28 protein-coding genes, 1 pseudogene and 2 riboswitches are annotated in these 26,053 nt (G+C 40.0%); of the genes and pseudogenes, 13 read left to right on the top strand and 16 right to left on the bottom strand.

What is annotated here, in order from left to right:
• Positions 1–3: 3 nt before the first annotated feature.
• Positions 4–930 carry an ABC transporter ATP-binding protein gene (locus AC3ISB_RS06940; protein ID WP_053534228.1) on the bottom strand — a complete coding sequence of 309 codons (927 nt, stop codon included), beginning with the start codon at positions 928–930 and terminating at the stop codon, positions 4–6.
• Complete coding sequence (locus AC3ISB_RS06935) at positions 908–1,933, bottom strand: ABC transporter ATP-binding protein (RefSeq protein WP_098371216.1); 1,026 nt, start codon at positions 1,931–1,933, stop codon at positions 908–910. The genes AC3ISB_RS06940 and AC3ISB_RS06935 overlap by 23 nt, the downstream gene beginning before the upstream one ends.
• Positions 1,934–2,426: 493 nt before the next feature.
• On the opposite strand from AC3ISB_RS06935, the gene AC3ISB_RS06930 reads away from it, so the two are divergent.
• The gene (locus AC3ISB_RS06930; protein WP_144526997.1) at positions 2,427–3,062 is read left to right on the top strand and encodes a Bax inhibitor-1/YccA family protein; all 636 of its coding nucleotides are present in this window, start codon (positions 2,427–2,429) and stop codon (positions 3,060–3,062) included.
• 209 nt (positions 3,063–3,271) lie between these two features.
• On the opposite strand, the gene AC3ISB_RS06925 is transcribed toward AC3ISB_RS06930, so the two are convergent.
• The 3 genes from AC3ISB_RS06925 to AC3ISB_RS06915 all read right to left on the bottom strand — a co-directional run bounded on the left by AC3ISB_RS06925 (position 3,272) and on the right by AC3ISB_RS06915 (position 5,046).
• On the bottom strand, positions 3,272–3,814 hold the full coding sequence (locus AC3ISB_RS06925) for an acyl-CoA thioesterase (protein ID WP_076366945.1): 543 nt from the start codon (positions 3,812–3,814) through the stop codon (positions 3,272–3,274).
• A gap of 132 nt (positions 3,815–3,946) precedes the next feature.
• On the bottom strand, positions 3,947–4,486 hold the full coding sequence (locus AC3ISB_RS06920) for a M15 family metallopeptidase (protein WP_098371218.1): 540 nt from the start codon (positions 4,484–4,486) through the stop codon (positions 3,947–3,949).
• Positions 4,487–4,563: 77 nt separating this feature from the next.
• Positions 4,564–5,046 carry a DinB family protein gene (locus AC3ISB_RS06915; RefSeq protein WP_098371219.1) on the bottom strand — a complete coding sequence of 161 codons (483 nt, stop codon included), beginning with the start codon at positions 5,044–5,046 and terminating at the stop codon, positions 4,564–4,566.
• Between the two features lie 213 nt (positions 5,047–5,259).
• On the opposite strand from AC3ISB_RS06915, the gene AC3ISB_RS06910 reads away from it, so the two are divergent.
• Positions 5,260–7,077: an ABC transporter ATP-binding protein gene (locus AC3ISB_RS06910; protein ID WP_480339208.1), complete on the top strand. Its 1,818-nt coding sequence runs from the start codon at positions 5,260–5,262 to the stop codon at positions 7,075–7,077.
• A 50-nt stretch (positions 7,078–7,127) separates the two neighbouring features.
• Here the strand turns inward: AC3ISB_RS06910 and AC3ISB_RS06905 are convergent, their stop codons facing one another.
• Positions 7,128–7,829, bottom strand: coding sequence for a GDSL-type esterase/lipase family protein (locus AC3ISB_RS06905; protein WP_098371221.1), 702 nt, complete (start codon positions 7,827–7,829; stop codon positions 7,128–7,130).
• 218 nt (positions 7,830–8,047) lie between these two features.
• Here AC3ISB_RS06905 and AC3ISB_RS06900 point away from each other — a divergent pair, with 218 nt between their 5' ends.
• Positions 8,048–8,554 (top strand): GNAT family N-acetyltransferase, encoded by a 507-nt coding sequence (locus AC3ISB_RS06900; protein ID WP_141992487.1) that lies wholly within the window; start codon positions 8,048–8,050, stop codon positions 8,552–8,554.
• A gap of 68 nt (positions 8,555–8,622) precedes the next feature.
• Here the strand turns inward: AC3ISB_RS06900 and AC3ISB_RS06895 are convergent, their stop codons facing one another.
• Together AC3ISB_RS06895 and AC3ISB_RS06890 are read right to left on the bottom strand one after the other, a co-directional pair.
• On the bottom strand, positions 8,623–8,817 hold the full coding sequence (locus AC3ISB_RS06895) for an aspartyl-phosphate phosphatase Spo0E family protein (RefSeq protein ID WP_098371223.1): 195 nt from the start codon (positions 8,815–8,817) through the stop codon (positions 8,623–8,625).
• 255 nt (positions 8,818–9,072) lie between these two features.
• On the bottom strand, positions 9,073–9,261 hold the full coding sequence (locus AC3ISB_RS06890; RefSeq protein WP_076366955.1) for a Fur-regulated basic protein FbpA: 189 nt from the start codon (positions 9,259–9,261) through the stop codon (positions 9,073–9,075).
• Between the two features lie 176 nt (positions 9,262–9,437).
• Positions 9,438–9,542, bottom strand: a riboswitch (SAM riboswitch).
• A gap of 158 nt (positions 9,543–9,700) precedes the next feature.
• A riboswitch (TPP riboswitch) is annotated at positions 9,701–9,805 on the top strand.
• An 89-nt stretch (positions 9,806–9,894) separates the two neighbouring features.
• On the opposite strand from AC3ISB_RS06890, the gene tenA reads away from it, so the two are divergent.
• From tenA to thiE, 5 genes are read left to right on the top strand one after another with little or no spacing between them, the layout of a single operon-like run.
• Entirely contained in the window at positions 9,895–10,584 is a 690-nt protein-coding gene (gene tenA, locus AC3ISB_RS06885) for a thiaminase II (RefSeq protein WP_098371224.1), read from the top strand.
• A gap of 15 nt (positions 10,585–10,599) precedes the next feature.
• A complete protein-coding gene (gene thiW / locus AC3ISB_RS06880) occupies positions 10,600–11,121 on the top strand; it encodes an energy coupling factor transporter S component ThiW (protein ID WP_098371396.1) in 522 nt (173 codons plus the stop codon).
• Positions 11,090–11,896, top strand: a complete 807-nt coding sequence (gene thiD / locus AC3ISB_RS06875; RefSeq protein ID WP_480339209.1) for a bifunctional hydroxymethylpyrimidine kinase/phosphomethylpyrimidine kinase — start codon at positions 11,090–11,092, stop codon at positions 11,894–11,896. The genes thiW and thiD overlap by 32 nt, the downstream gene beginning before the upstream one ends.
• On the top strand, positions 11,893–12,708 hold the full coding sequence (gene thiM, locus AC3ISB_RS06870; RefSeq protein ID WP_480339210.1) for a hydroxyethylthiazole kinase: 816 nt from the start codon (positions 11,893–11,895) through the stop codon (positions 12,706–12,708). Before thiD ends, thiM begins: the two co-directional genes overlap by 4 nt.
• Positions 12,689–13,321 carry a thiamine phosphate synthase gene (thiE, locus tag AC3ISB_RS06865; protein WP_480339211.1) on the top strand — a complete coding sequence of 211 codons (633 nt, stop codon included), beginning with the start codon at positions 12,689–12,691 and terminating at the stop codon, positions 13,319–13,321. The genes thiM and thiE overlap by 20 nt, the downstream gene beginning before the upstream one ends.
• Before the next feature lie 38 nt (positions 13,322–13,359).
• Here the strand turns inward: thiE and AC3ISB_RS06860 are convergent, their stop codons facing one another.
• Positions 13,360–14,565, bottom strand: coding sequence for an MFS transporter (locus tag AC3ISB_RS06860; RefSeq protein ID WP_098371228.1), 1,206 nt, complete (start codon positions 14,563–14,565; stop codon positions 13,360–13,362).
• Between the two features lie 273 nt (positions 14,566–14,838).
• Between AC3ISB_RS06860 and AC3ISB_RS06855 the strand changes: the two genes are divergently transcribed.
• Both AC3ISB_RS06855 and AC3ISB_RS06850 read left to right on the top strand, forming a co-directional pair.
• Entirely contained in the window at positions 14,839–16,326 is a 1,488-nt protein-coding gene (locus AC3ISB_RS06855; RefSeq protein ID WP_076366967.1) for an aldehyde dehydrogenase family protein, read from the top strand.
• Between the two features lie 373 nt (positions 16,327–16,699).
• Positions 16,700–17,932 (top strand): aminopeptidase, encoded by a 1,233-nt coding sequence (locus AC3ISB_RS06850; protein WP_489276879.1) that lies wholly within the window; start codon positions 16,700–16,702, stop codon positions 17,930–17,932.
• 490 nt (positions 17,933–18,422) lie between these two features.
• On the opposite strand, the gene AC3ISB_RS06845 is transcribed toward AC3ISB_RS06850, so the two are convergent.
• A complete protein-coding gene (locus AC3ISB_RS06845) occupies positions 18,423–18,680 on the bottom strand; it encodes a hypothetical protein (RefSeq protein ID WP_098371230.1) in 258 nt (85 codons plus the stop codon).
• 669 nt (positions 18,681–19,349) lie between these two features.
• Positions 19,350–19,578, bottom strand: a pseudogene (locus AC3ISB_RS06840) (class I SAM-dependent RNA methyltransferase); the annotation flags it as partial.
• A gap of 591 nt (positions 19,579–20,169) precedes the next feature.
• Between AC3ISB_RS06840 and AC3ISB_RS06835 the strand changes: the two are divergent.
• A complete protein-coding gene (locus AC3ISB_RS06835) occupies positions 20,170–20,337 on the top strand; it encodes a hypothetical protein (protein WP_179086028.1) in 168 nt (55 codons plus the stop codon).
• A gap of 124 nt (positions 20,338–20,461) precedes the next feature.
• Here the strand turns inward: AC3ISB_RS06835 and cspC are convergent, their stop codons facing one another.
• Entirely contained in the window at positions 20,462–20,662 is a 201-nt protein-coding gene (gene cspC / locus AC3ISB_RS06830; RefSeq protein WP_010331195.1) for a cold shock protein CspC, read from the bottom strand.
• 274 nt (positions 20,663–20,936) lie between these two features.
• Here cspC and AC3ISB_RS06825 point away from each other — a divergent pair, with 274 nt between their 5' ends.
• Positions 20,937–21,197, top strand: coding sequence for a hypothetical protein (locus AC3ISB_RS06825; RefSeq protein ID WP_098371231.1), 261 nt, complete (start codon positions 20,937–20,939; stop codon positions 21,195–21,197).
• 50 nt (positions 21,198–21,247) lie between these two features.
• On the opposite strand, the gene AC3ISB_RS06820 is transcribed toward AC3ISB_RS06825, so the two are convergent.
• The 3 genes from AC3ISB_RS06820 to AC3ISB_RS06810 form a co-directional block, all read right to left on the bottom strand.
• Positions 21,248–21,862, bottom strand: coding sequence for a YdcF family protein (locus AC3ISB_RS06820; RefSeq protein ID WP_489275893.1), 615 nt, complete (start codon positions 21,860–21,862; stop codon positions 21,248–21,250).
• A gap of 90 nt (positions 21,863–21,952) precedes the next feature.
• Complete coding sequence (locus AC3ISB_RS06815; protein ID WP_144526988.1) at positions 21,953–22,738, bottom strand: serine hydrolase; 786 nt, start codon at positions 22,736–22,738, stop codon at positions 21,953–21,955.
• 172 nt (positions 22,739–22,910) lie between these two features.
• Positions 22,911–23,078, bottom strand: coding sequence for a YezD family protein (locus AC3ISB_RS06810; RefSeq protein WP_098371233.1), 168 nt, complete (start codon positions 23,076–23,078; stop codon positions 22,911–22,913).
• 515 nt (positions 23,079–23,593) lie between these two features.
• On the opposite strand from AC3ISB_RS06810, the gene AC3ISB_RS06805 reads away from it, so the two are divergent.
• Complete coding sequence (locus AC3ISB_RS06805) at positions 23,594–24,982, top strand: amino acid permease (protein WP_098371234.1); 1,389 nt, start codon at positions 23,594–23,596, stop codon at positions 24,980–24,982.
• Between the two features lie 40 nt (positions 24,983–25,022).
• Here the strand turns inward: AC3ISB_RS06805 and AC3ISB_RS06800 are convergent, their stop codons facing one another.
• Positions 25,023–25,997, bottom strand: coding sequence for an aldose 1-epimerase (locus AC3ISB_RS06800; protein WP_489275890.1), 975 nt, complete (start codon positions 25,995–25,997; stop codon positions 25,023–25,025).
• Positions 25,998–26,053: the final 56 nt, after the last annotated feature.

The raw sequence follows: 26,053 nt of genomic DNA, 5'->3' as shown, positions 1-26,053 counted from the left end.
TCCTTATTGTAATGCGACTCTATGTGTCGATGAGATTGGCTTCAAATCGTAAGCACGTCCATTCTCATCGAAATATTTTGAGTAGGTAGACTCATATTCTGAGGTGAGTTTTTTTCTAAGCTGCACTTTATCTTCGCGAACTTCCGGCTCTAAATCCGGAATGGCGGCAATCAGGCGCTTCGTGTATATATGTTGGGGATTTTCATAGATTTCCTCGCTTTTGCCTTCCTCTACCAATCTACCGCGATACATAACACCCATCCGGTCACACATATGCCGGATTACGCCTAAATCATGCCCGACAAATAAATAAGTCAAATTGAACTCCTGTTGGAGATCCTGAAGAAAATTCAATACCTGTGCCTGAACGGAAACATCCAATGCTGACACCGGTTCATCCGCAATGATCAGTTTAGGTTTCAATGTCAATGATCGGGCAATTCCAATCCGCTGGCGCTGCCCCCCTGAAAATTCATGAGGATACTTGTGAATCGATTCAGGACTCAGTCCGACTTTGTCCAAGAAGTCCTGTACGATTTTCTTTTCCTCTGAAGGGGATAACCGTTCGAAGTTCCTCAGCGGTTCGGCAATGATGTCCAGTACCCTCTTCTTCGGATTCAATGATGAATACGGATCTTGAAAAATCATTTGGATATCTTTTCTGAATGGTTTAATTTCTCTTCTACTTAGAGATGCTAAATCCCTGCCTTCAAACAGGATTTGTCCGGATGTCACCTCATTCAGTTTGACCACTGCCTTGCCTGTCGTGGACTTGCCGCTTCCGGATTCACCGACCAAACCATATGTTTCCCCTTGCTGCAATTCAAAGGAAACACCGTCCACGGCCTTTACGTGATCGACTACCCTTCGAAAAAAACCGCCCCTTATCGGAAAATGCACTTTGAGATTATCTAATTTGAGTAATGTCATTGGCCGATGCATCTCCTTCAGCTTGAAAATAAAATTCTTTATAGCAGGTACAACGCACAAAATGATCGTTACCCACATCGTGAAGCCGGGGTGTCTCTTCATGCGCATGTTTAGGTATCCAAGGAATCCTATCTTGGAAGCGACATCCTATCCGATCCATTTTCGCTATCGATGGAACGATTCCTTCGATAACGTGCAAACGATTTTTCTCGTTTGCAGCAGAAGGAATCGAATTTAATAACGACCTCGTATATGGATGCAGCGGATTGTTGAATATCTCTTTAACACTTCCCGTTTCCACTACCTGACCTGCATACATGACAACGATCCTGTCTGCGACCTCTGCTACGACGCTCAGATCATGTGTAATTAAGATGATCCCCATTTTTGTCCTGCTCTGGATATCTTTCAGCAGATCAAGTATTTGCGCTTGAATCGTAACATCCAGTGCCGTCGTGGGTTCATCGGCGATGACCAGTGCAGGATTGCAAGCAATGGCAATCGAGATCATTGCCCTTTGGCGCATTCCGCCCGAGAGCTCATGCGGATATTGCTTGTACGTCCGTTCAGGGTATGGAATTCCCACTTGTGTCAAAAGTTCGATCGTCCTGTTCTTTTTTTCAGCACTGGAGAGTTCAGTATGGTAATCAAGATTCTCCTCGATCTGCTTTCCTATGGTCATGAGCGGGTTCAAAGCCGTTAAAGGTTCCTGGAATATCATACCCAATTCCTTACCCCGGACTTTATTCATTTGTACATCATTCAACTTTAGTAGATTTTGACCTTTATAATTGATGTTTCCTTCGGATTTCGTTCTCTGCTTATTATGTAATTGAATGATAGATAATGCCAATGCACTCTTTCCACAACCTGATTCTCCAACAACTGCTACAATTTCATTTTCATTCACCGTAAACGAAACATCATCTACCGCTGCATGATATTTGTTGCCGATTCGAAATGAGGTAGTTAGGTTCTCTATTTGCAAAATAGCTTTCTTCATCCTTGCTCCCCCTAAACTATTTTATCGGGAAAATAATTAATCTTCTGATAATTATTTAAAATTTTAATCAATTTTTTACAATTATACAATAGTTTTTATAGAAAATAATCACATTTTTTTCATTTTTTATAACTTTAGGAATAATTTTCTGCAATAAAAAATCGTTTCCTTTATAACGGTTATACAGTAAAGTTTTGAAGTCCGATTAAATGTAAAGAACCAGTAATTTTAAATTTATTATTCCAAGATAACTATTTTACAGTTCATATCTATTTATTGACCTTGTCGTTTTACGTACAGCAGAATGGTTCTGATTTAATTTTTTTGATATTTCAGAAAAGTTAGTACATTTGTAAGAATATCATAAAACAGGTAATTATTTCATATATATTTCAATACTTTAAAAAAAACACTTTATTTTCATTAAATGCCATGAAACCTTTTTAAAACAGATTCGTAGAAATCGGTAGAAAATAAATGATGAGGTGATTGAATGTATTCACAAACTGTACAAACATATATGCCGTCCGTCATGCGGACGTTCGCTTTGTCACTTGCCGTTTCCGTCTTAGGGATGGCTCTCGGCACTATTGTTCCGCCATCCTTGTTTCTTCCCTTAGCGATACTTGAGATCGCGATGTTGATTGGAGCATTCATATTGCGGAGGAAAAAAGCCATCGGTTATACATTTTTGTATAGTTTCACATTGATTTCAGGAATTACGACATATCCGATCATTGCACACTACCTAGCCGCTGCAGGGGCAAATGTGGTGATTCTGGCAGGTGTTACTACGACAGTCGTATTTGGTGGACTGGCGGTTTATGCCACGACCACCAAAAGGGACCTTTCTTTCTTGGGAGGAATGTTATTTGCGGCCTTGCTAGCTTTAGTTGTCATTAGCATTTTCAACATTTTCTCTCCATTAAGCTCTACAGCCATGCTGGTCTTTTCCTTTATTGGGATTTTAGTTTTCAGTGGCTATATTTTATATGATTTCAATCGAATGAAGCATTACGGGGTAACAGCCGAAGAAGTACCGCTCATGGCCTTGAATCTATATCTTGATTTCATTAACCTATTCATTAACATCTTGCGCTTCTTTGGTATTTTAGCAAGCGATGACTAAAAGTCAGATATGATCAAACCTAACAAGGTACATAAAAAAGACGCTTGGACTTATCCAAGCGTCTTTTCACGTTTCTTTCCCATAAGGATAATATCATCGCTGAAAGATGAGAGTACTGATTTTCCCAAAAACTATGGCGATTAATAAAAGACCAAATCACAATGAATTTGGTCTCAATCATCAATAAGAAGGCTAAATGGATGCGTATCTTATTTATATAATCCTGGCTTCGATTGATCGGTCCATGGCAGTTTCACACCGAAAGTACTTGCAATGAACTGTGTATCTTCCCTTCTTTTCTTTCTTATTTGGGCACGTTGTTTTGCTGATTCATTTAAATTCATTTCCATCTCTGTTTCAGGAACCAAACGCGGGACCGGAATTGGTTTACCTTCTTCATTAATGGCAACAAACGTCAAGAATGAAATGACGCATAAATTCCGATCTCCTGTAACTAAATCCTCTGCAATCACCTTTACGATGATTTCCATTGATGTTCTGCCCGTATAAGTCACGAAGCTTTCAAGGCAAACTGCATTTCCTTCGTGAATAGGGTGCAGGAAATCGACAGAATCAGTTGATGCCGTAACGACGTTGCTTCGCGCATGACGCATGGCTGATATAGCCGCTACATCATCAATGTATGCCATTAATTTGCCTCCGAACATCGTACCAATATTATTTGTATCCGGCGGGAGGACAAGGCTTGTTTTTATGACCAAAGAGTCCCGGCAATGTTTTGTTTCTTCCATGGTGACTGCACTCCTTTATGTCTGATTTCTCACTATTCCACTTTATCGAATTCTTACCTGTAAAGCAATTCACATGCTTATTTTCCTGCTTTTATTCAAAATTTATGCGGTATATACTGAAGCCACCCACTATCACTGCCCTTTTGGCCGCTTGCCTTGTTGCAGCTCACCCAGGCTCAAGCCAAATGTCATTTGTAAATGCGGATAATCCTTGAACCCTGCCCAATCCCCTCCCCAGTCAAAACCTAACCCTTTAGCGATGGTTACAACTTCCATCCAATCTGACTTTCCATTATTGTTGCCGTCATAACTCATATCCCAAATGGCCTCGCCTTGTTTGTTAAGTAGGGCAAAATCGATCGCCAAACCGAAATTATGCAGCGACTCGCCACCTCTTGCATTCGTTACGATGTTGCCCGAGCCTGATCTGCCCTTTTCATAAAGTTCATTTTGCTCGGCTAAAGACCGGAACCCCGCCGTAATGATAACTGGGATGCCTTTGTCATTAGCCACTTGAATGAGCTCGTCTTTTTTTTCGGCGACGATCGGATTCAGCTCGTCAGTCAGTTCGATTTCATCTAGATCAGGCGGAAGCACATACTTGATCAAGAGCCACAGCAACAATCCGAAAAAGCCCAATACCAAACATGTCCTTACCCAAGTGGCTTTCACTGAATAATCCTTCCTTTACGAATATCATCTGAAAGTGAAAAACTCAACCAAAGACGGATGAGTTTTTCTTCTATTATTTATAACTTTGCTTTCAATTCTTCAATTTGCAATAAATGCCGTTTTTCATGTAGTCCCACGAACGGGATCCATTGCTTCAAGCTTAAATCTTTAAACAAAGGGTGTGGAAAAGACTTTAGTTCGAGATCAATTTCCTTTGCATGGTCAACGACCTGTACAAAAGCTTTTCGGGATTCGGACAACTTTTCTTTAACCTCACTCAAAGATTGGTATGATTCTGACGGAATGACAAATGGGGGGGCCTGGACCTTCACTTCACGATTTAAAGTAAGCTCGATCGGTTTATCCACAGCAGGATTGCTATCGTCGCCTTTCAATTTATCGGAAATGCCCTTTGTTATGGCTCTCTCCATTAAATATAAATGATCCAAAACCTGGATGATGCTCCATCGTCCTGTTTCAGGATGGGCGTTCAGCTGTTCATCCGATAGGCCGTTGACCGCATTTAAAAGCTCTTCCCTGATTTTTTCATTTTCATTCATTTTTAGCATCTCCTCTTATCAGCCTCGCTAACCTCCTTTAATTATTCCATGTGCTATAGGAAAGTGTAAAATGATAATACTTTTTGACTGAAGTGAACCGATTAAAAGTTGTCTATTTTTTGAAAAGCTCTATGATAGTCATAAAGGCAAAACTCATCTAATTCAAATGACTTTCAACATTCATCAAGGATAGTCTAAATAGGAGTGATCGCTATGAGTGGAGGACATATTCCATTCAGCCACAAAGGCCGCAGTACCTTACATGCAATACCCTCAAAAGGAAGCATATGGTTGATGCTCAAGCAAATGTTCAATCGGGTTCCATCGAAGTGGAAGTTTTGCACTTTGGTTTTATGTATCATGCTTTTCATTTCATTGCTTGAGTTCTCCATCCCCCAGTTGACGCAGTTTACGATTGATACAATCATTCCCGAAAAAAGATATGACTCGTTAATCTGGATTGGCGCAGGAATTCTTTGTGCTGCCATTTTATTGGCTTTACTGAACTACTTTAACAGCTATATCGTTTCCAAGGTCGGTCAAAAGGCTATTATGGATATACGTAATAGCATGTATGACCATATTCAAACACTGGATATGAAATTCTTTGATAAAAACCGTACTGGTGACTTAATGTCGCGGTTGACCAATGATGTCAATTTACTGCAGCAGCTCATCTCTTCGAGCATGCTTCAAGTCTTGACTGACACGGTGACTTTCATTGCCGTGGCGGTATATATGCTTTTCATTAACTGGAAGCTGACCATTGTCCTTCTTTTTACATTCCCTTTCATGTTCTATATCACAAGGGCATTCGGGAAACGCATCAGGATGTCATTTAGGTCTGTGCAAAGTTCCGCAGGAGATGTCAGCAACCAGTTACAGGATTCCATTTCAGGAATGCGGCTCATTCAATCTTTTACAAATGAAGAATTCGAATCAAGGAGATTTGCGGAGCGTAATCAGGAAAATATGGCTGCAAACCTTAAGTCCGTTCGGCTACGTTCCATGTTCGGTCCGATTATTGATTTATTGAACAATATCGGTCTTGTAGCAGTCATTGTGTTCGGTGCTTGGCAAGTGATGGAAGGTGAATTCACAATAGGATTAATCGTGGCCTTTCTCGCCTATTTGAGGTTACTGCAGAGTCCAGTTCGCAATTTTAGCCGGGTCATCAGCATTGTCCAGCAATCAGCCGCCGCCTTTGAGCGGATAACTGAAATATTGGAAACCCAACCTGAAATAAGTGACAAGGGAAATGCCATTGAACTCCCTGCGATAAAAAAGCAAATTGAATTTCAATGTGTTGATTTTGCTTATGATGAGAGTGTACCTGTACTCAGCAATTTAAACCTGACCATGAAAGCTGGTCAAGTAACTGCTCTGGTCGGCTCCTCTGGCGCTGGAAAATCGACCATCACGAGCCTTTTGATCCGATTTTATGATCCGCAAGATGGCACGATTAAAATGGATGGTCATGATATCAAAGAAGTGTCACTGAAATCATTACGGGGACAAATGGGAATTGTTTCCCAGGATATCATTTTATTCAATGGTTCCATCCGTGATAACATCGTGTATGGCAAACTTGATGCTACAGATGCTGAAATCAACGAATCCGCCAAAGCGGCAAATGCGCATGACTTTATCAGTGCCTTTCCTGATGGTTATGATTCTCAGATTGGAGAGCGCGGAGTCAAGCTTTCAGGCGGACAAAAACAGCGCATTGCCATAGCTAGGGCACTTTTGAAAAATCTGCAAATCATCATTCTCGATGAAGCAACGGCGGCCTTGGATACAGAATCCGAACATTTGATCCAGCAGGCATTGTCACGTTTAATGAAAAACCGGACTTCAATAGTAATTGCACATCGTTTATCGACCATTCATGATGCCGATCAAATTATCGTTCTGGAAAAAGGGCAGGTTCATGAAAAAGGAACACATCAACAGTTATTGCAAAACAACGGCAGATACAAGCAGCTCCATGACTTGCAGTTCCCTCAACTAAAAGCGATATCAAATTCCTAGCTACTTTGCGGGCAAAAATGCACAGAAAGCCTTCCTGTGCATTTTTGCTTTCATTTGAAATCATAACTTTCCAAAACCCGATTCGCAATGAGCTGATACCCTTTTTCATTCGGATGTAACTTATCACTGAAATACTCTGTTTTCTTTTTATCTTCAAAAAGATCATTTGTAGGAATGAATAACATCCTTTTATCTTTATCCGCTATTCCCTTTATTGACAGGTTATAATCGCGAATGTGCTTTTCAAGTTTTTGATTGTCTTTAATTGGGTTATATAATCCTACTACCAGAATATCCGCTTTATCGTTTGCCTCTATCAATGTTGATGTAATCTTTTTCAGATGGCTGATATACTCCCGTTTACCCTCATTGATTTTTCGGTCACTTATTTTCTTCAAGTCCCCGCCGTTGCTATTGATCAAGTCATTCGTTCCAATATAAACGATGAAAGTATCGGCTTCATCAAGTTTCGTTTTAATGCGGTAATCATCAAGCTGTTTCATCACCCCATCCGTTTCCTGGCCTTTTATACCGTAATTCCAAAAACTCACTTTTTGTTCGGATTGCGGATTATTCAATTCATCCTCAAGGCCTTCTATATATCCTTCTCCGTCCTTATCCCCTTTTCCATAGGTTAATGAATCTCCAAAAGCCATCACCCTTTGCACATCTTCCGACTCCGAGGCCTGAAATTCATATGCAGCAAAACATATAACTAGTACTATAATCAATAAACCTGCCAATTTTTTCATTTGGTTCTCCTCTTGTCTCTTTACTAGAAGTATTTAATCTTTTACATACCCAAAAAATCTGCAGTCTTAACATAAAAAAAATTGTCAGATAAAGATTTAAGAGTGTATGATAATATAAAACTTTCAATGGATTGAGTGTCATTCACCGTCCCTTAAACAAAAAACGGGATTACCCTTCATTCTGGAGATTGAATAAATGATAGTTAGGAGTTTAAATCATGGAAGAGCACATAGAGTTTAGAGAGGCAGAACTATCTGATCTACCCAGAATTGTTGAAATATATAATTCGACAATTGCTTCAAGAATGGTCACGGCAGATACGGAACCTGTATCCGTCCAATCGAGGGTTAAATGGTTTGAGGAACATCATTCAGAAAGTAGACCGCTATTTATCATTACTATAGAAGGGAAAACTGCTGGATGGATGAGCTTCCAATCCTTCTATGGCCGACCGGCATATAATTCCACTGCCGAAATCAGCATTTATATTGATGATTATTTCCGGGGAAAAGGAATCGGACAAATTTCGATTCAAAAGGCCATTGAATTGAGTCCAAAATTAGGTGTTAAGACTCTATTGGGTTTCATATTCGCCCACAATACACCAAGCCTTAAGCTTTTTTCCAAATTCGGGTTTGAAGAATGGGCACATTTACCTCAAGTTGCCGAGCTGGATGGCATTGAGCGGGATTTGGTCATTCTTGGTAAACGTGTCGATATTTAATATTATTCTTTAGAGCTATTGCCTTGAGCAGTAGCTTTTTCATATTAATCGAGGTCGAATTGGCTAATTTAAAAATACCTATATGCTTTCTGGAGGGGAAAATGTTCAGAATCTCTTTTACTTGTTAACGCATTTAATAGCATATCCAATTCTTGACTGGCTTGAACAGTTAGCAGACTTGTTAAGCCGTAAATTGCTGCCAAGTTGATCATTTCTTTTCTCTTCTCTTCTACTTTTTCTATCGTTACCTTACGGCAAGGCATTATATAGCCACCTCCCATTTATTCAATATTTTTACACTTTCATCATAATGAAACTACTAGTAAAAATCAACTATTTTTCAGAAATTAAATGTGTTATTTTAAAGGATAAATGTGACAAAATGACTATTTCATTCTAAAATTATGTATATTTTGTGTCATTTTCTATCAAACGCAAAAAAAGCATCCACTAGTGTAGACTGCGAATGCTTACATCATATCCCTTATCCAAAAACCCAAAATATAGTCCATCGTTTACTATGTCATCCATTCAGAAGGTGACTCAGTATTTGGTCTATTTATAACAATCTTATATTCATCTTCAAGTACTTTTAATGGGGCATCATAAAGGTGCCTTTCATCAGAGGTTTTGTATACTCCATTGGCCAATAACTCTTCAATAAGCTTTGCCTTCCTCTGTTCAATCCTCTTAAATAATTCTGCCATGTAAATGGCTCCTTTCCTAGTCTTCCTAGAGCCTGCTTCTAGTTAGCTAAACTTTATCAACTTGTTTGATTTTCACCAAATTATATATACCTTTTCCATTATGTCACTAAACGTTATTTCCCAAAAATAAAAGCCCCTTCTAATTCAAGAAGAGGCTGACAGTGTCCGTACGGCTCTTCTTATCTTCCAAGCATATGCTTGTTGGATTTAGCACAGTTCCCAAAACGGGTCCGCTGCCGAGGTTTCGTTGGGCCAAGTCCCTCCACCTCTCTGGATAAGAAATCGATATATAAATGATGTAGACATGATTTTATCCTAATAACCATCAAAAGTCAATTACCTGGTTCTCCCTTTTTTCCTGGACATAAAATGGTCCCTCTTTCAAATGCGGGTTGCATTTTCTTGTCTTTCTGATATGATGTCAGTAATTACATACAATTCACACCACTAGGGGAGTCTTTTTTAAGACTGAGATGGAATTAGTTCCGGACCCTTTGAACCTGAACCGGCTCATACCGGCGGAGGGAAGTGGATGATATCGTCCATTTACAGACTATATCCATCTACCCCGTTCCGTATTCAGGAACGGGTTTTTTCATTAACAAGGAGATCCATTCTAAAGGAGGATGAACAATGGAGAATGTTAAATTAGAACCATTCAGTGATAGACTACATGCACGGTCAAAAGAAATTTGGAAAAGGAACCATTCACATCCCTTTGTCCAGGCAATTGGAAATGGTACGCTTCCTGAAAACAAATTTGCCTATTACCTGAAGCAGGACTATATCTATCTTATGGATTATTCCAAGCTCTTTGCTTTAGGTGTCATCAAAGCTCATAACATCGAAACCATGGCAAAGTTTGCGAGTATTTTAAATGAAACCCTTCAAGTGGAAATGGATATTCATCGGCATTATGCTTCCGAATTCGGGATCAGTTCCAAGGAATTGGAAGATACAGAGCCTACTCCAACCACTCTAGCCTATACAGGATACATGCTAAATGCAGCTCAGCATGGGACTTTGGCAGACTTGATCGCCTGTCTCCTGCCCTGCGCTTGGGATTATTATGAAATCGGTTTGCTATTAAAAGAACAAAATGGAGCAGCATTGGAAAACAATCGCTACGCAGATTGGATAAGGTCCTATTCATCTCCTGAATTCGGTGAAGCACACAAATGGCTGATCGCTTTGTTGGAAGAATTGACGGAAGGCATGCCAGAAACGGAACTTCTTAGATTAGAAAAGCACTTTTTGGTTACTTCCCGATATGAATATTTATTCTGGGATATGGTTCAAAATGAGCAGGATTGGCCGCTGTAGGTCGTTGACATGATGATGAATCCTATCAAGAAACTGACGTTGACTGCCATGATCACGGCTATAACGACGCTGACCAGTTCATTTATTTTCATACCTGCAGGATTTGCAAAGGTCTTTCCTATTCAGCATCTGGCAAATGTCATGACTGCCGTTCTATTGGGGCCAGCTTATGCTGTGACACAAGCTTTTTTAGTTTCCATCATTAGAAACATGTCTGGTACCGGTTCAATTTTTGCCTTTCCCGGGAGCATGATCGGTGCACTTTTGGCTGCCATCCTTTATCGAAAAACACAAAGCTTAAAATTCGCCTGTTTAGGGGAAGTGATCGGGACCGGTATTCTCGGTTCCCTAGCCTGTTATCCACTTGCCCTCCTCCTATTGGGAGAAAAAGCTGCTCTTTTTGGTTTTTTACCGGCTTTTATGCTCAGTTCATTCGCTGGTGCGATTTTAGCTTTCATATTACTTAAAATACTTCTAAAAAATAATTATATGAAGGGGTTTTTTTATGAAAACAGCATTAACCATCGCAGGCTCTGATTCAGGGGGCGGCGCTGGAATACAAGCGGATTTAAAAACATTTTCTGCACATGGTGTCTTTGGAATGTCTGCCATCACAGCCGTAACCGCACAAAATACAATGGAAGTCCGTTCAGTACAGCCAATTGAAACAGCAATCATATCAGATCAAATTGCAGCTATCTTTGAAGATATTCATGTCGATGCAGTAAAAATAGGCATGCTTGGATCAAAAGAAATCGTGGAAACTGTCGCTGCGTCCCTTAAAACCTTCTTGCCTGCCATCGTTATCCTTGACCCTGTCATGATTTCCAAAAGCGGCCATCATTTGCTCGACGAAAAGGCTGTCTCTGCCTTAAAAATGGATTTGCTTCCGCTTGCAACACTTTTAACCCCAAATGTACCGGAAGCGGAAGTACTTACTGGCTTGTCGATTCGAACGGAACAAGATTTCTACAAGGCATGCATTTCAATACAAGAAATGGGTCCCAAAGCCGTTTTACTTAAAGGAGGCCATGCAGCAGGAAATCCAAATGACCTTTTTTATGATGGGACTGACTTCCAATGGATCAAGGGAGAGCGCATTCATACGAAAAACACTCATGGCACGGGCTGTACTCTATCATCTGCCATTACATCAAACCTGGCAAATGGGCTGCCATTGCAACAGTCGATCGAACAGGCCAAGACCTATATTTCTGAAGCGATACGCAATAGCTTTTCAATCGGCAAAGGTCATGGACCTGTCCACCATTTTCATTCATTTTCAAAAAAAGAACGGAGTGAATTAATATGAAGGTTTCTGCAGCCGATTTATTCGTGAAGGTAAAAGAAAGAAAACCACTCATTCACCAAATCACCAACTTTGTTACGGTCAACGACTGTGCAAATGCCACCCTTGCCATCGGTGGTTCACCAGTAATGACTTCGAGCCCAAGAGAAGTGGCGGATATGGTCAAATTAGCAGATGCATTGGTCTTGAATTTCGGTACGATCGATGATAAAGCCTTTGAAGCAATGGTGATTGCCGGTAAGACGGCAAATGCCCAGGATATCCCGGTCATTTTGGACCCGGTGGGAGTTGGTGCCACCCCCTATCGTACAGAGCAGGTCAAAGAGCTCCTTAGTAAGGTTACTTTCCAAATCATTCGCGGGAATGCGAGTGAGATTCTTTCATTGATGGGTGGGGATAACGTTACACGCGGGGTGGATTCGGGGGAACTAGCGATTAGCAATGCAGAGCTGGCTGCACAAGCAGCAAATAAATTGAATAGTATCGTCGTGGTCAGCGGAGCTAAGGATGCGGTCAGCGACGGAAAACATACGTCCATCATCGACAATGGGAACCTCCTTTTAACTAATGTTACAGGTACCGGCTGCATGTCCACCGCTCTTATCGGTACTTTTTCCGGAGTCACCGACGATTTCTATTCTGCGGCAATTGCCGGTATCTCTACCATGAGCATTTCAGGGGAACTAGCTGCTGCAAACCTTCAAAAAGATGAAGGAACAGGAACGTTTCGCGTGCGATTAATCGATGCAATATCAAGAATGGATAAGGAAATCTGGATGCATGAGGTGAAAATAAATGAAGAAGTCCCAAATTGATTTAAGCCTGTATTTAGTTACGGAAGAATCCCTAGCATTAGAAGAATTGGCCAGAATCATTGCAGAATCGGTTTCAGGAGGAGTCTCGATCGTACAACTTAGAGAGAAAAACAATTCCTCCCTTTCCTTTTATAAAAAAGCTTCTGCATTAAAACAATTATTGAACGAGCTGTCCATTCCCCTTATCATCAACGACCGGGTGGATATAGCCCTTGCGGTTGCAGCGGACGGAATTCATATTGGGCAAGATGACCTTCCACTGCCTGTCGTCAAACAAATGGTTCCTGAAGATATGATTGTAGGTGTATCTGTCTCCACTCTTGAAGAAGCTCTCGAAGCCGAACGAAATGGAGCAGACTATATCGGAGTCGGTTCCGTTTTCCCTACAAAGACCAAACAAGATGCAACCCTAATGGCCATTGGGGATCTGGAGGAAATTTGCCGCAGCGTATCCATTCCCGCCGTAGCCATCGGGGGTATCACTGCAGATAACATTTCCACTCTTTCTGATAGCGGGCTATCCGGTACCGCAGTCGTATCGGCCATCATGAATGCAGATAGTCCGAAGAGAGCCTCCGAATCCCTTTTAAAAATCATAAAAGACTTTGATTAATGAAAAGAGGGGACTGATTACAGTCCCCTTCCTTTTGTTTATGTCAAAACGGTATTCTTTGTTTCCTTCCCAAAAGCTACGGCAATGGCACCCACTAGAATAGCGATTGTAAAAATGGTGAAAATCGATGAAATCGGTGTGTCTGCGGCAACTAAATACCCTACAAGCAACGGTCCCAGGACACCGCCAATCCTTCCGATCCCTGCAGCTAACCCAGCACCTGTACCACGAACTGCTGTTGGATACTGCTCAGGTGTATATGCATAAAGCGCACCCCATGCCCCCAGGTTGAAGAAAGATAGGAACATCCCGGAAACTATCAGCAGTGCCAGCCCCTCTGACGATCCAAAGAAAAAGGCACTAACGGCGGTTCCAATTAAGTATGTGATCAAAACGAATTTACGTCCCAGCTTCTCTATCAGCCATGCAGCTGAAAAATAGCCCGGAAGCTGTGCAAGCGTCATGATCAAAACATATTCAAAGCTTTGAATCATGCTGAAGCCTTTTAAGACCATCACACTTGGCAGCCATAAAAACATCCCATAATAAGAAAAGACCACGCAAAACCATAGAATCCATAATACAAGGGTCTGACGGGAGTATTCCTTTTTCCAGACACTTTTCATATTGCTTAATATAGACGGTCTCTGCTTTTTTTCTAGTTCCGTATACTTCGGTGAATCCGGCAGTTTCAAGCGCAGATACAGCGCATATAAAGCTGGAACTGCGCTCAATAACAATGCAACACGCCAACCATAAGCCGGAATGATGAAGTAGGATATGAGTGCTGCCAAAATCCAGCCAACCGCCCAAAAACTTTCAAGAAGGACGACAACCCTTCCCCTTTTACTTGCTTCAACACTTTCAGAGACCAATGTCGAGGCAACCGGAAGTTCTCCTCCAAGTCCCATTCCAATCAAAAATCGCAATATCAAGAACAAGCTGAGTGTACTGACTGCTGCAGACAGGCCACTTGCGATTGAAAACAATAATAATGTAATGATAAAGACATTCTTCCGTCCGACCCTGTCGGCCATCGCACCAAAGAATACGGCTCCAACAGCCATTCCGATAGAATTTATGCTCCCAATCCAGCCAACCTGCTCACTGGTTAAGTTCCATTCCTGTTTCAAAGCAACAATAATGAAAGAAAGCATACCGACATCAAGTGCATCGAACATCCATCCAAGACCCGCAACACCTAGTAACTTACGTTGCGATATCATTTTCGCATCATTTCCCATATATTCCTCCTGAAGAACTTTAGACCTTCTTGTTATTTTATCCTTATTCATTTTAACTATTAACTTTCATTTTTGCTATAGTATTTACACATGTCATGACAAAATAATACTTCTTTACTTAATTATGATGATGAAATCTTGAATATTCTGTCGAATGATATAGATTGAATATTCCCTTTTTTTCATTTATCATAAAAATTGGCATAAATCATAGCGTTAACAATAAGTCATCATGTTCTGCCCAAGATAATCATTTTATTCAGGAGGGTAATTATGACAAATCTAACGTTAGAAGTAAGTGGAAAGCTGCAAAAATTTTTAACAGGACCAAAAAAGCTCTATATTAATGGTCAGTTTGTAGAAAGTGCTTCAAAAAAAACCTTCTCCACACCTAATCCTGCTACAGGACAAAAACTTGCAGATGTTTATGAAGCTGATAAAGAGGATATCGACTTAGCCGTCAAGGCTGCACGCAAAGCATTCGATGAGGGGCCTTGGTCAAGAATGAGCGCAGCTTCACGCAGTAGGCTAATGTATAAACTTGCTGATTTAATGGAAGAAAATAAAACTGAACTTGCTCAATTGGAAACGTTGGATAATGGTAAACCAATCAGTGAAACTACCAATGCCGACATTCCTTTAGCTATAGAACATATGAGATATTTTGCTGGCTGGTCCACCAAGATTGTTGGACAGACCATTCCAGTAAGCGGAAATTATTTTAACTACACAAAACACGAGGCTGTTGGTGTTGTCGGCCAAATCATCCCATGGAACTTTCCGCTTCTTATGGCGATGTGGAAACTGGGAGCGGCACTTGCTACAGGTTGTACGGTTGTATTAAAGCCTGCTGAACAAACTCCGCTTTCCGCGCTTTACCTGGCTGAATTATTGGCTGAAGCCGGTTTCCCTGATGGGGTCGTCAATATCGTTCCCGGTTTTGGTGAAACCGCTGGACAAGCACTTGTCGACCATCCGCAGGTAAATAAAATTGCATTTACCGGTTCGACCGAAGTTGGAAAATTGATCATGCGCTCCGCTTCATATTCATTGAAACGGGTCACATTGGAACTTGGAGGGAAATCGCCAAACATCATCCTGCCTGATGCGGATTTCTCAAAAGCCATCCCTGGAGCTTTGAATGGGGTCATGTTTAACCAAGGGCAGGTATGCTGTGCCGGTTCCAGGGTTTATATCCAAAAGAAACATTATGATAATGTAGTTGCCGATATGGCAAGCCATGCAAAAAACATAAAACAAGGGGTAGGTTTAGATCCAAGTACACAAATTGGACCACTTGTTTCCGAGGAGCAGCAAAATCGGGTAATGGGCTATATTGAAAAAGGGAAAAACGAGGGTGCGGAAGTTCTTGTCGGCGGAAATAAACCGGGTGAACAAGGCTACTTTGTTTCTCCTACTATATTTGCTGGTGTCGAAGAGGATATGACGATAGCCAAAGAAGAGATTTTCGGGCCGGTCATAGCGGCAATGCCATTCGAGGATTTAGATGATGTCATTAACCGTGCAAATGCCAGTGAATATGGATTGGCTGCCGGCTTATGGACTAGCGATATAGCCAATGCCCATTATGTTGCAGGAAAACTCCGTGCCGGTACTGTATGGGTGAACTGTTATAACGCGTTCGACGCAGCTTCCCCGTTCGGCGGTTACAAACAATCCGGAATCGGACGTGAAATGGGATCTTATGCACTGGACAACTATTCTGAAGTGAAAAGTGTCTGGATTAATTTGGGTAAATGATTTTTTGACTATTAAGAAAGAGGGTCTCAAAGAGGCCCTCTTTCTTTCAGTCCATTGTTCACTGTCCCAAATAATTAAATTATTCAACTATTCAAACCTTTTCAATAGTCTTTCCTTCTATAATTTTGGTAGAATGCAAGATAGACAAACCGGCTGCTGCTTGAGCTGGCTCGGGAGGTTACGTGTTCATACGGTAATGATGCCGGGGTTTGTGCTAAAGTGAATGAACCTTAACTGATTCATCTCCTTGCCGGTTATGACGAAATCCTGTCTAATAACTATAAGTTTTCACAAACGATGTAAAAAGTTTCTTTTTTATATGACAATTAAGTACAATTATAAATGTAGAAAATGGAAAAGGAGTTTTGAAATGATGAGTGATTTTCAAACGAATTTAGAAAAATATGCAGAACTTGCCGTAAAAGTCGGCGTAAACATCCAACAAGATCAAACCCTGGTCGTAAACACAACATTAGAGGGTGCTGACCTAGTGCGTCTCATTGTAAAAAAGGCTTATGAGAACGGTGCGCGTAATGTCATCGTTAATTGGAATGACGATATCGTTTCACGTACCAAATATGAACTGGCACCGGATGAGGTGTTCCACGAGTATCCAAAGTGGCGAGCGGAAGAAACGATTGAACTTGCAGAAAACGGAGCTGCCTATCTATCCGTAATCTCCTCCAGCCCTGACTTATTAAAAGGTGTAAAGCCAGAAAGGATTGCCAACTTCCAAAAAGCATCCGGGACTGCACTGAAGAAGTGGCGTCAGTATATGCAATCCGATAAAGTAAGCTGGTCCATCGTTGCCGTCCCTTCAATAGCTTGGGCTGATAAAGTATTCCCTGAAGAGGCAGAAGGAAAACGCGTTGATCTGCTATGGGAAGCCATTTTCAAAGCAGTTCGTGTTGATGTGAAGGATCCTGTGGAGGCCTGGAAAAAACACGATGATACCCTGCATGAAAAGGTTGATTATTTAAATGACAAGCATTACCAAAAATTGCATTACACGGCTCCTGGAACCGACCTGACAATCGAGTTACCCGACAAACACCTTTGGGTCGGAGCAGGAAGCGTCAACGTACAGGGTCATGAATTCATGGCTAACATGCCTACCGAAGAAGTGTTTACGGTTCCATTGAAAACAGGTGTTAACGGTACGGTTTCCAGTACGAAACCCCTTAGTTACGGCGGCAATATCATTAATAATTTTTCCGTGACCTTTAAGGAAGGACGGATCATTGAAGTAAAAGCGGAAGAAGGGGAAGAAATCCTAAAACAATTGGTTGAAACGGATGAAGGTTCACACTATCTTGGTGAAGTGGCACTTGTTCCATTCAACTCACCGATTTCCCAATCGAATGTTTTATTCTTCAACACACTTTTCGATGAAAATGCATCAAACCATCTTGCTATCGGCAGCTCTTATGCTTTCTGTATTGAAGGCGGAAAAAACATGAGTCCAGAACAGCTTGCAGAAAATGGACTGAATGAAAGCCTTACACATGTCGATTTCATGATTGGATCTGAGAAAATGAACATCGAAGGCATCAAACAGGACGGCACTTCGGAACCTGTCTTCCGTAATGGGGATTGGGCGTTTTAATTAAAGCATTGATATAGAGGCGTTTCTAAGGTCTAAAACCTTGAGTGGTCACAGAATTGGTCACATTTCTTTAACTTTAAACAAATTATCAAGTTCATTAGCCACGTGTTTCTGCATACTAGGAAGCACGTGGCTATTTATATAACGTAATTTTGAATAGTTGTATAACCAACCCGCTTTGAAAATATTCTATACTACCAAGTCTAGGGTTAATACAACATTTATTAAAGCTACTATAAGTTTTGATATGTACTACCGCTACATTCAATTTCATTTGAATCGACAAGTCTTGAATAAATTGATCAAAAGGTAATTTAATCGGATCAACACCAGCTAGAAATTCACTAAGATAATGTTCCGCTTCCTACTTAACATTCCTGTATTAGTAAAATTGATAAAACCACCAATCTTAATGACTGGTGGTTTTTGTGTATTTATAAAAAAGACAAAGTATTTTAAATCAAAAATACTTTGTCCACTAATTAATATACTAGCGTAAACGGATGAACACGGCAACTCCGGTTAGACCAGAGTCAAGGTTCAATACTTGTACAAATCTATTTCCAAGTAAACAAAGTACAGCATCTCTGTATAAATCACCGCGATCTAAAGTGTTAGCGCAAGGAGCAGCGCTTCCAATCACTGTAGCTTGTACAATTCTACGCTGAGCTAAAGGTATTAACGAAGCTCTTTCCCAAAGAATCGTAACTACATCCACAGAAATAGAACCAGAACCAGAACCAGACATATAATTCACCTCTTTTCGTTGTTAATATATTTAATGCAATTTCAGACAGCTTGGTTCATTCTTTTGTCATGCTATACAAAAAAGAGGCAGATATATTATCTAATTATTCAAGAAAAATTCTAGCCACTTATTCAAAAGGAAACGAACGCCAAAAGGGAAATCCAGGAACACTTTGAAATCCACCAAGTCGTCGAAGCCACTGCCCAGATTGTCGAGCAATACATCTGAAGCCGAGCTGCGAATGAAACTTGGCAGTACATCTGTCAAAGGACTCTTAGTCGATTTCGGCGATAGATTCCATTTGAGGAAATTAACGGCAAGTATACAATTCATTTCGATAAAGGTTTTCGCCGATTGAATTTCATAGCCCTGATGATTTAATGGAGATTGTGGAGCGGATTAGTAAGAAGGTTTAGGTAATTTGGGGTTGTGAATGAGAATGTGACGTTATCAAGACGTTTTTGACTAACTTAGTGACCGCTTTTGAAACCCAAAAACATGCGTTATTAAAGGAGTTGTGACCAGTTTAGTGACCAAAAATGTGACCGCTCATGTAACGAAATAAATAATACTAAAAAATCGGTCTGAAAGTTCGTGATTTAGGGTTTCCATTCTTTTAATACAAAAAGAAGTTCCAAAAATAAATGGAACTTCTTTTTTATATGAATTTTAAGGTAGTTTGAATAAGCCAATATATTGATAGTAATCAGTTCGTATAAACCTATTAAATAGCTTCCGTTTTTTCGTAGCCAATTTGCCATATAATCTTTCAAAATCTGGATGGGACGTAATCATATAAACGGTCCAATTATCAAGCTTAGTGAAAGCTTGACCCATTTCTTTATACATTTTCTCTACCGCCTTTCTGCTCCCCAATCCGCTCACCATATGGAGGATTCTCACCAGATTATTTCTTTTCCAATTGCTTCTTATTATACTATGGCTTTGGATAAACAAAAAGGAATACAAATAAGCCTCTCTCTAAGATTGGAAGAGGCTTATTCTAAGGGAACTTTATTAACAGTTTAGGCTTATTATAACTGCACTTTCTCTGGTAACACAGTGGTCACATGTGGTCACATGTGGTCACAAAAAAGTAGTTTTTCTTACTTTTTCTATTTTTATCCTTTTAATCAAAAATATCAAAACCCTTATATATCAACGTTTCCAGCCTACATCGACGGCATCAAACAGGACGGCACTTCAGAACCTGTCTTCTGTATTGGGGATTGGGCGTTTTAATTAACTAATATTCTTGAAAACCTTCTAATTCATAGCCACGTGATTCCTGTATTACATAGGAACATGTGGCTGTTTTTTTGCATCGTTAATCAATCACCATCAGGCTTTTAGCTTTTGTCCAGCCAAAATAATTGGGCTAGTTCCGTATACATAGCCTGATTTTTTAAACACAATATTTCATTGGAATATCTTGAACACATCTTTCATTCGCAAATATGTTATACTATTAACAAAGAGGGTGGCTAAATTGAGAAGCAATAAGTATAATACTGGTGAAACAGTAACTATTCAGGATACTAATGAATCAGTAACCATTAATAAATGGGCATATGTAAAAAATATGAAGAGATATTCTTATACTGTTAAAGAACATCCAACTACTTTTTTCTTTGAAGAAGAATTAAAAAAAGCTTGATGACAAGTCACTAAAACCCTACTCATTTCAGAGTGGGATTTTTTTCGCTTTCATTTTTAGTACAATAAAAAACAGACTCCCATCGAGGAAGTCTGTTCATATCGGTTACGATTTAATTTAAAAATTAAGCTTTTTGAACGTTAGCAGCTTGAGCTCCACGAGCACCTTGCTCAACGTCGAAAGTTACTTTTTGACCTTCGTCTAAAGATTTGAAGCCTTCGCTTTGGATAGCTGAGAAATGTACGAATACGTCGTCTCCGTTTTCACGTTCGATAAATCCAAAACCTTTTTCTGCATTAAACCATTTAACTGTACCTTGTTCCATTGTTGTTGCCTCCTAGTGCATAACACACATTGTATTACTATTTTTAATCATTTGGAAAATAATCAATATCCTCTTCCACAATCAAAAACAATTCTTTATTAGATTAACATGAATTGCTGAAGATAGCAAATTATCCAGTGATATTTAAGGTTTCATATTCTTTTCTCCTGCCTATTTTCTTTATTTATCCAATTTAATGATTCAGATATTAATTAATGGGTATATCAGAGTAATAAGAAACATTACCAAGAATGATCAACAAGGAGGTCAATCAATGAAATATTACAAAGTATCCAATAGCGGTTTTGACAGTAAGGTTATTGTAGCCTATAGCGGGTATGAGGCACTCGGATATTATTTAATGGAAATCGATGATCAACTTGGTTTTGTTGATGATATAGATGTGGAAGAAGTGGATGCGGATGAACAAGTCGAGATTTCCTATACGGGTTTCCCCGTTTATAAGACACTTAAGGATCTATATCAAGAGAAAGATTTTTGGGAAGTTCCTAATGTTGTCGTGGAAGTTGAATAAAGAAAGCACCCTCCCCATCTTTAGGAGAAATCAATATAAGCCACTGGATGTTACTTCCCAATCCACTCTGTCAAATAGTATTTAGTAATTGCAAGATATTCACGGGTATATGATTTCAACAGTGACACTTTTGGTGTTTTTGCCGGCATTCCCTTCATGTTCAAGCCTTCTTTTCTTGCTATTTCAACTGCCCGGTAAATATGAAAGTCATTGCTTACGATTAATCCTGAAGCTGCTGTATCAGGAATGAGTTCTTTTGAGAAAACAATATTTTCGTGTGTTGTTGTAGATTTGTCTTCCATCATGATGCGCGCTTCTTCAATTCCCTGGACGATTAGCCCCTGTTGCATTGCTTTCGCTTCCGAAATATCTTCCCCCGGTCCTTTGCCGCCAGATACAATGGCCACTGTATGTTTATTAGCCGTTAAATATTCTGCAGCTTTATCAATCCGGTATTGTAAGGATAATGATGGAATCGAACCTTTGACCCTTGCTCCAAGAATAATGAGGTAATCGGCATTTTCCGGAATTTGCTGGTGAATGCTTTCTTGAATTTTCATGTGTAAAAAACCAAAATACCCCAGTAATATAACAGCACTCATTAAACCTAATTTCATCGCGCTTTTCAAGGTTTTTCCCCGCTTCATTTTCCTTTCATTTAACATTCTTTCCCACTGACCCCTCTATAGCCAAGATCGAAGAGCGTGAAATCATGAAAGATTTCCCGCTCTTCCAAAAATATTCAAACTGACAGTTTATTCTGCGACCATATCATCATATATTAATTTTCCAATTTTACTGATTACTTGACGGCTTTCTTCCTCTGATTTCATATCTTCAGTAAGAACTGCAGCATAAACAGTTTGTGTTTCTGAACGAATGATTGCACAATCATGGGATACTCCACGAATTCCGCCCGTTTTGCTTGCGACCTTGACCCCTTTGCCCATTAGCGATGGAAGTTTATCCCTTAATTGCTGATTGTCAAATACACGCAATATTCTTTCCTGGCTTTCTTTCGTTAAAAAGTTTCCTGTATGTATCGCTTTCAAGCAGGTAATCGTATCTTCCGCCGATATGGTATTGTCGCGCCCTTCTTTTAATGCCTTAAAATCCTGCATTTTTCGTTCAAGGACAGTATTTTCCAAACCAAGTTCCTTGATGCATTGATTAATTTCCTCAAATCCCAGCAGGTTCATCATCATGTTCGTGGATGTATTGTCAGAAACAGTTATCATCAATGTCAATAAATCCTCTACAGTTAAAAATACCTTATTCGATAAGACATGCAGGACTCCAGATCCCCCTGTCACTTCATTAGGCGGGATGGTCACTGGTTGATTCAAATAGATTTTCTTTTGTTCACTTTGACGATAACCTTCGATGATCATCGGTATTTTGATAAGACTCGCTGATTGAAAGGATTCATTCTCGTGATATCCAATCGTATCCCCAAGACCATTTTCAATTTTATATGCGATTTTCCCATTAAATGTTTCAATTAATGCCAAGATATCATGTTCTATAGTTTGTAAGGTCATCTATTCCCTGTTCCTCCCTTGGATATCATTTAAACCCCTATAAAAAACTCCCTTTTCCCCTAACTTATTCTACCATGTTAAAAGCAGTACAATCTTCTTCTAAATTCCAATTGAATAATTTTTTGCATAAAAAAAGAGCCTTCATATCGAAAGCCCCGTTAAGAACTATTATTCATCTAGATTTAACTGCCCTGCCCTTCACTAATGGGAATCGTTTCTTCTCGGTTGTATCCACCTGTGTGATTTCACCATCATGTATGGTTATTATCACGGATCCATATTGCAGATCTTCCAAGCTTGAAATGATATGCCTGATTTTCAATTCTTCTTTCTTTTCCATAATATCTCCCCTTCACTACTGGTAATAAAGCTTCGTTTCATGCCCAATGTTTAAAGCGTTCGCACGAAAAGCACACGTCCGCTTCCCGCTTTCCATGTTTTCTTGAGGAACTTGGTTTACCTATCATATCCTCACATTACTTTCCGTATAAGAATAACCAGTTAATAGGAACTCCACATTCCCCTCCCCTCACTATAAAAATAAAAGGCACCCGTCATCTAACAGAAGTAGATGTAAGGGTGCCTTTAGTTGACTAATCGGCAATATTCGGGAGTTGCATATGTTATAGAAAAATACGATTTAAAGCAAAAATCGCATTATTCTTACCAATTAACTTGGTATTTACTAATATAATCCAATTCCCTCGTTTTGTCAATATGAATTAGAATTTTCTGAGTCTGCGTTTTATATTTTACTTATTTACCACTTTACCAAACTAAACTATTTGAGATATACTATTTTAGTATAAGTTGTCGGAATAAACACACACTGTATTTAAGAAAGGTTCGATATAAATGGTAAATAAAAAATGGGGTTTATTGATTTTGACCACATTCGTTATTGGGAATATGGTCGGCGGCGGAATTTTCATGCTCCCTGCTCAATTAGCACAGGTATCCAGTCCATTAGGGGCCACATTGGCATGGATCGTTACTGGACTGGGAGTCTTTCTAATAGCTTTGGTGTTTGGTAACCTGGCAATCCGGAAACCGGATTTGAAAGCTGGACCGCAAAGTTATGCTCAATCATTATTTAAATCTCCTGCTAAAGGAAGGGTTTCAGGATATAGCATGGCTTGGGGCTATTGGGCTGCGAATTGGGCTGCGACAGCTTCTGTCATCATTTCATTTGCTGGTTACCTATCAACGTTTTTCCCGGTGATGCATAGTGCGAAAGTGATTTATACAGTCGGTTCGTTTCACCTTGAACTAGGTAAAGCATTAACGTTTGCGGTATGTTCCATTGCCCTTTGGGGGATTCAGGCAATCTTGGTGAGAAGTTTTAACAGTGCCGGGAAGATGAATCTTTTTGCTACGGTTACCAAAGTGCTTGGATTCTTATTTTTCATCATTATCACGATATTCATCTTCGATACTTCCAATCTAGGGAACGGAGCTGAATTTTATGATAAGGCGGGATCTGCAATCTCTTTAGGCGATCAAGTGAATGCTGCTGCAATTTCAACATTATGGGCCTTCATCGGTATTGAAGCTGCCGTCATGCTTTCAAACCGAGCCAAGTCACAAAATGATGTAAAGAAAGCGACGATTCTTGGTTTACTTATCGCTGTTGCCATTTATATCGCCATTACTTTATTGACGATGGGTGCCATATCACAAGACGATTTGAAAATATCACAAAAACCGCTTGTTGACGCCCTGCAAGCTGTAGTTGGTTCAAGCGGTACGTATTTAATGGCTGCTCTTGCCGTCATTTCCTTATTGGGATCTACAATCGGATGGATTGTCGTTGCATCAGAGGTTCCTTACCAGGCAGCGAAATCGGACCTGTTTCCGGCCTATTTTGCGAAAGCGAACAAAAATGGCACACCCGTCCGTTCTATGACAATAACAAATATCATGACACAGATATTCTTATTCTCCACTATTTCGGGTACGGTTTTGGAAGCTTATAAATTCTCGATGATCGTCGCTACACTCGCTTACTTGATCCCGTATCTTGCTTCGGTTCTGTATCAATTGAAACTAGTCATGACTGGGGAAACCTATGACATCATGAAAGGCTCAAGAGTACGTGATGGCATCATCACCATCCTGGCGTTAATTTACTCGATCTGGGTCATCAAGACGGGTACAGCTGATATGAATACATTCATACTTGGCATAGCCTTATATGTATTCGGAATCGTCCTATACCCACTATGGATGAGAAAAAAATCATAACCTTAAACACCTTGGCATCCATAAGTGCCAAGGTGTTTTTTTATATATCTCTCATAATCAATCTAGTTTTCAGCTGAACCGTTTCCCCTGAGCATAACTCCCTCAATCCAGTCATTTTTGCAGGCAAATCCAAATTAGGAGCATTCGTTACCCATGTATATGGTTCAGGACAGACGAACCCCTCCTGATTGAACAATACCCAAAACTTAAAATGTTGATCACCATGATAGATGACCTGTATGCCAGCCTCTTGGTCAGTGAGTATGCACTCGTTTTCCAGCGCTCTTACCTCATCATAGCCAAATAGGTCATCAAATAGCCGGCCGTCCAAGCTAATACCGTTTTGGATTTCCAATGTATTGGCAGTTTCATGAATTGCACCAGTGGGCAATGACCTTTCATTCAATTCCCAATGTTTATTGACGGGAAGAGATATACTGCAATCCTCCAATTTACTCCTTGGTCCAAATGGAAAATTGAATACAGTATGATAACCTGCTCCCCACGGAAAGGGTTCAATGCCCTTGTTGGTGATTTCCAATTGTATTTCCAATGTTTCTGCCCTTAAAGAAAAAGACATATTCACAGTGATATCTTGTGGAAAGCTACCTTTTAGATCAAAATCGCTGCTTGAAAATTCAGTATTAATGACGATTGCTTTCCCGTTCACTTCCTTTTTGCAGACTTGCCACGGCTTGTCATGCAAAAAACCATGAATATGATTAGATTTTTTCATTTCATTGATTGGAAACTTATACACAGTCCCCTTATATGTAAATTGACCATCTTCAATTCGATTAGGAGGAAACAGGATTGGCATTCCGTATAAAATGGGAGCTTTTTTATACTCTTCCACACTATCCGGAGTGCGCAGCAACTCAATATCCTTATGCTTGTACTTCAACGAAAGCAGATTGCTTCCTAAAGATGGCGCAAGTATCGCTTCCACTTTTTCATTGCCGAACTTTATGGCCTTTTCATTTAAAAAAGTGATATCTTCAATGTAACCTTTCACTTTTTCTCCTCCTTTGACTTGAACATATATCCATCCTACTTCCACGGCCCATTTTT

Source organism: Peribacillus sp. GL_122 (genome assembly GCF_057835005.1).
Note: the sequence above shows the minus strand (reverse complement) of the source record. Positions and strands in the feature narration are given on the sequence as shown.

Bases quoted from the DNA above. Each gene is read 5' to 3' on its own strand.
- AC3ISB_RS06850 (WP_489276879.1), top strand. From the start codon at position 16,700: ATGAGTGATTTTCAAACGAATTTAGAAAAATATGCAGAACTTGCCGTA.
- AC3ISB_RS06820 (WP_489275893.1), bottom strand. From the start codon at position 21,862: ATGTTAAATGAAAGGAAAATGAAGCGGGGAAAAACCTTGAAAAGCGCG.
- AC3ISB_RS06910 (WP_480339208.1), top strand. From the start codon at position 5,260: ATGAGTGGAGGACATATTCCATTCAGCCACAAAGGCCGCAGTACCTTA.
- AC3ISB_RS06900 (WP_141992487.1), top strand. From the start codon at position 8,048: ATGGAAGAGCACATAGAGTTTAGAGAGGCAGAACTATCTGATCTACCC.
- AC3ISB_RS06925 (WP_076366945.1), bottom strand. From the start codon at position 3,814: ATGGAAGAAACAAAACATTGCCGGGACTCTTTGGTCATAAAAACAAGC.
- AC3ISB_RS06915 (WP_098371219.1), bottom strand. From the start codon at position 5,046: ATGAATGAAAATGAAAAAATCAGGGAAGAGCTTTTAAATGCGGTCAAC.
- AC3ISB_RS06805 (WP_098371234.1), top strand. From the start codon at position 23,594: ATGGTAAATAAAAAATGGGGTTTATTGATTTTGACCACATTCGTTATT.
- AC3ISB_RS06905 (WP_098371221.1), bottom strand. From the start codon at position 7,829: ATGAAAAAATTGGCAGGTTTATTGATTATAGTACTAGTTATATGTTTT.
- AC3ISB_RS06845 (WP_098371230.1), bottom strand. From the start codon at position 18,680: ATGTCTGGTTCTGGTTCTGGTTCTATTTCTGTGGATGTAGTTACGATT.
- cspC (WP_010331195.1), bottom strand. From the start codon at position 20,662: ATGGAACAAGGTACAGTTAAATGGTTTAATGCAGAAAAAGGTTTTGGA.
- AC3ISB_RS06890 (WP_076366955.1), bottom strand. From the start codon at position 9,261: ATGGCAGAATTATTTAAGAGGATTGAACAGAGGAAGGCAAAGCTTATT.
- thiM (WP_480339210.1), top strand. From the start codon at position 11,893: ATGAAGGTTTCTGCAGCCGATTTATTCGTGAAGGTAAAAGAAAGAAAA.
- tenA (WP_098371224.1), top strand. From the start codon at position 9,895: ATGGAGAATGTTAAATTAGAACCATTCAGTGATAGACTACATGCACGG.
- AC3ISB_RS06895 (WP_098371223.1), bottom strand. From the start codon at position 8,817: ATGCCTTGCCGTAAGGTAACGATAGAAAAAGTAGAAGAGAAGAGAAAA.
- thiD (WP_480339209.1), top strand. From the start codon at position 11,090: ATGAAAACAGCATTAACCATCGCAGGCTCTGATTCAGGGGGCGGCGCT.
- AC3ISB_RS06935 (WP_098371216.1), bottom strand. From the start codon at position 1,933: ATGAAGAAAGCTATTTTGCAAATAGAGAACCTAACTACCTCATTTCGA.
- thiE (WP_480339211.1), top strand. From the start codon at position 12,689: ATGAAGAAGTCCCAAATTGATTTAAGCCTGTATTTAGTTACGGAAGAA.
- AC3ISB_RS06810 (WP_098371233.1), bottom strand. From the start codon at position 23,078: ATGGAAAAGAAAGAAGAATTGAAAATCAGGCATATCATTTCAAGCTTG.
- AC3ISB_RS06825 (WP_098371231.1), top strand. From the start codon at position 20,937: ATGAAATATTACAAAGTATCCAATAGCGGTTTTGACAGTAAGGTTATT.
- AC3ISB_RS06930 (WP_144526997.1), top strand. From the start codon at position 2,427: ATGTATTCACAAACTGTACAAACATATATGCCGTCCGTCATGCGGACG.
- AC3ISB_RS06855 (WP_076366967.1), top strand. From the start codon at position 14,839: ATGACAAATCTAACGTTAGAAGTAAGTGGAAAGCTGCAAAAATTTTTA.
- AC3ISB_RS06860 (WP_098371228.1), bottom strand. From the start codon at position 14,565: ATGGGAAATGATGCGAAAATGATATCGCAACGTAAGTTACTAGGTGTT.
- AC3ISB_RS06940 (WP_053534228.1), bottom strand. From the start codon at position 930: ATGACATTACTCAAATTAGATAATCTCAAAGTGCATTTTCCGATAAGG.
- AC3ISB_RS06815 (WP_144526988.1), bottom strand. From the start codon at position 22,738: ATGACCTTACAAACTATAGAACATGATATCTTGGCATTAATTGAAACA.
- thiW (WP_098371396.1), top strand. From the start codon at position 10,600: ATGAATCCTATCAAGAAACTGACGTTGACTGCCATGATCACGGCTATA.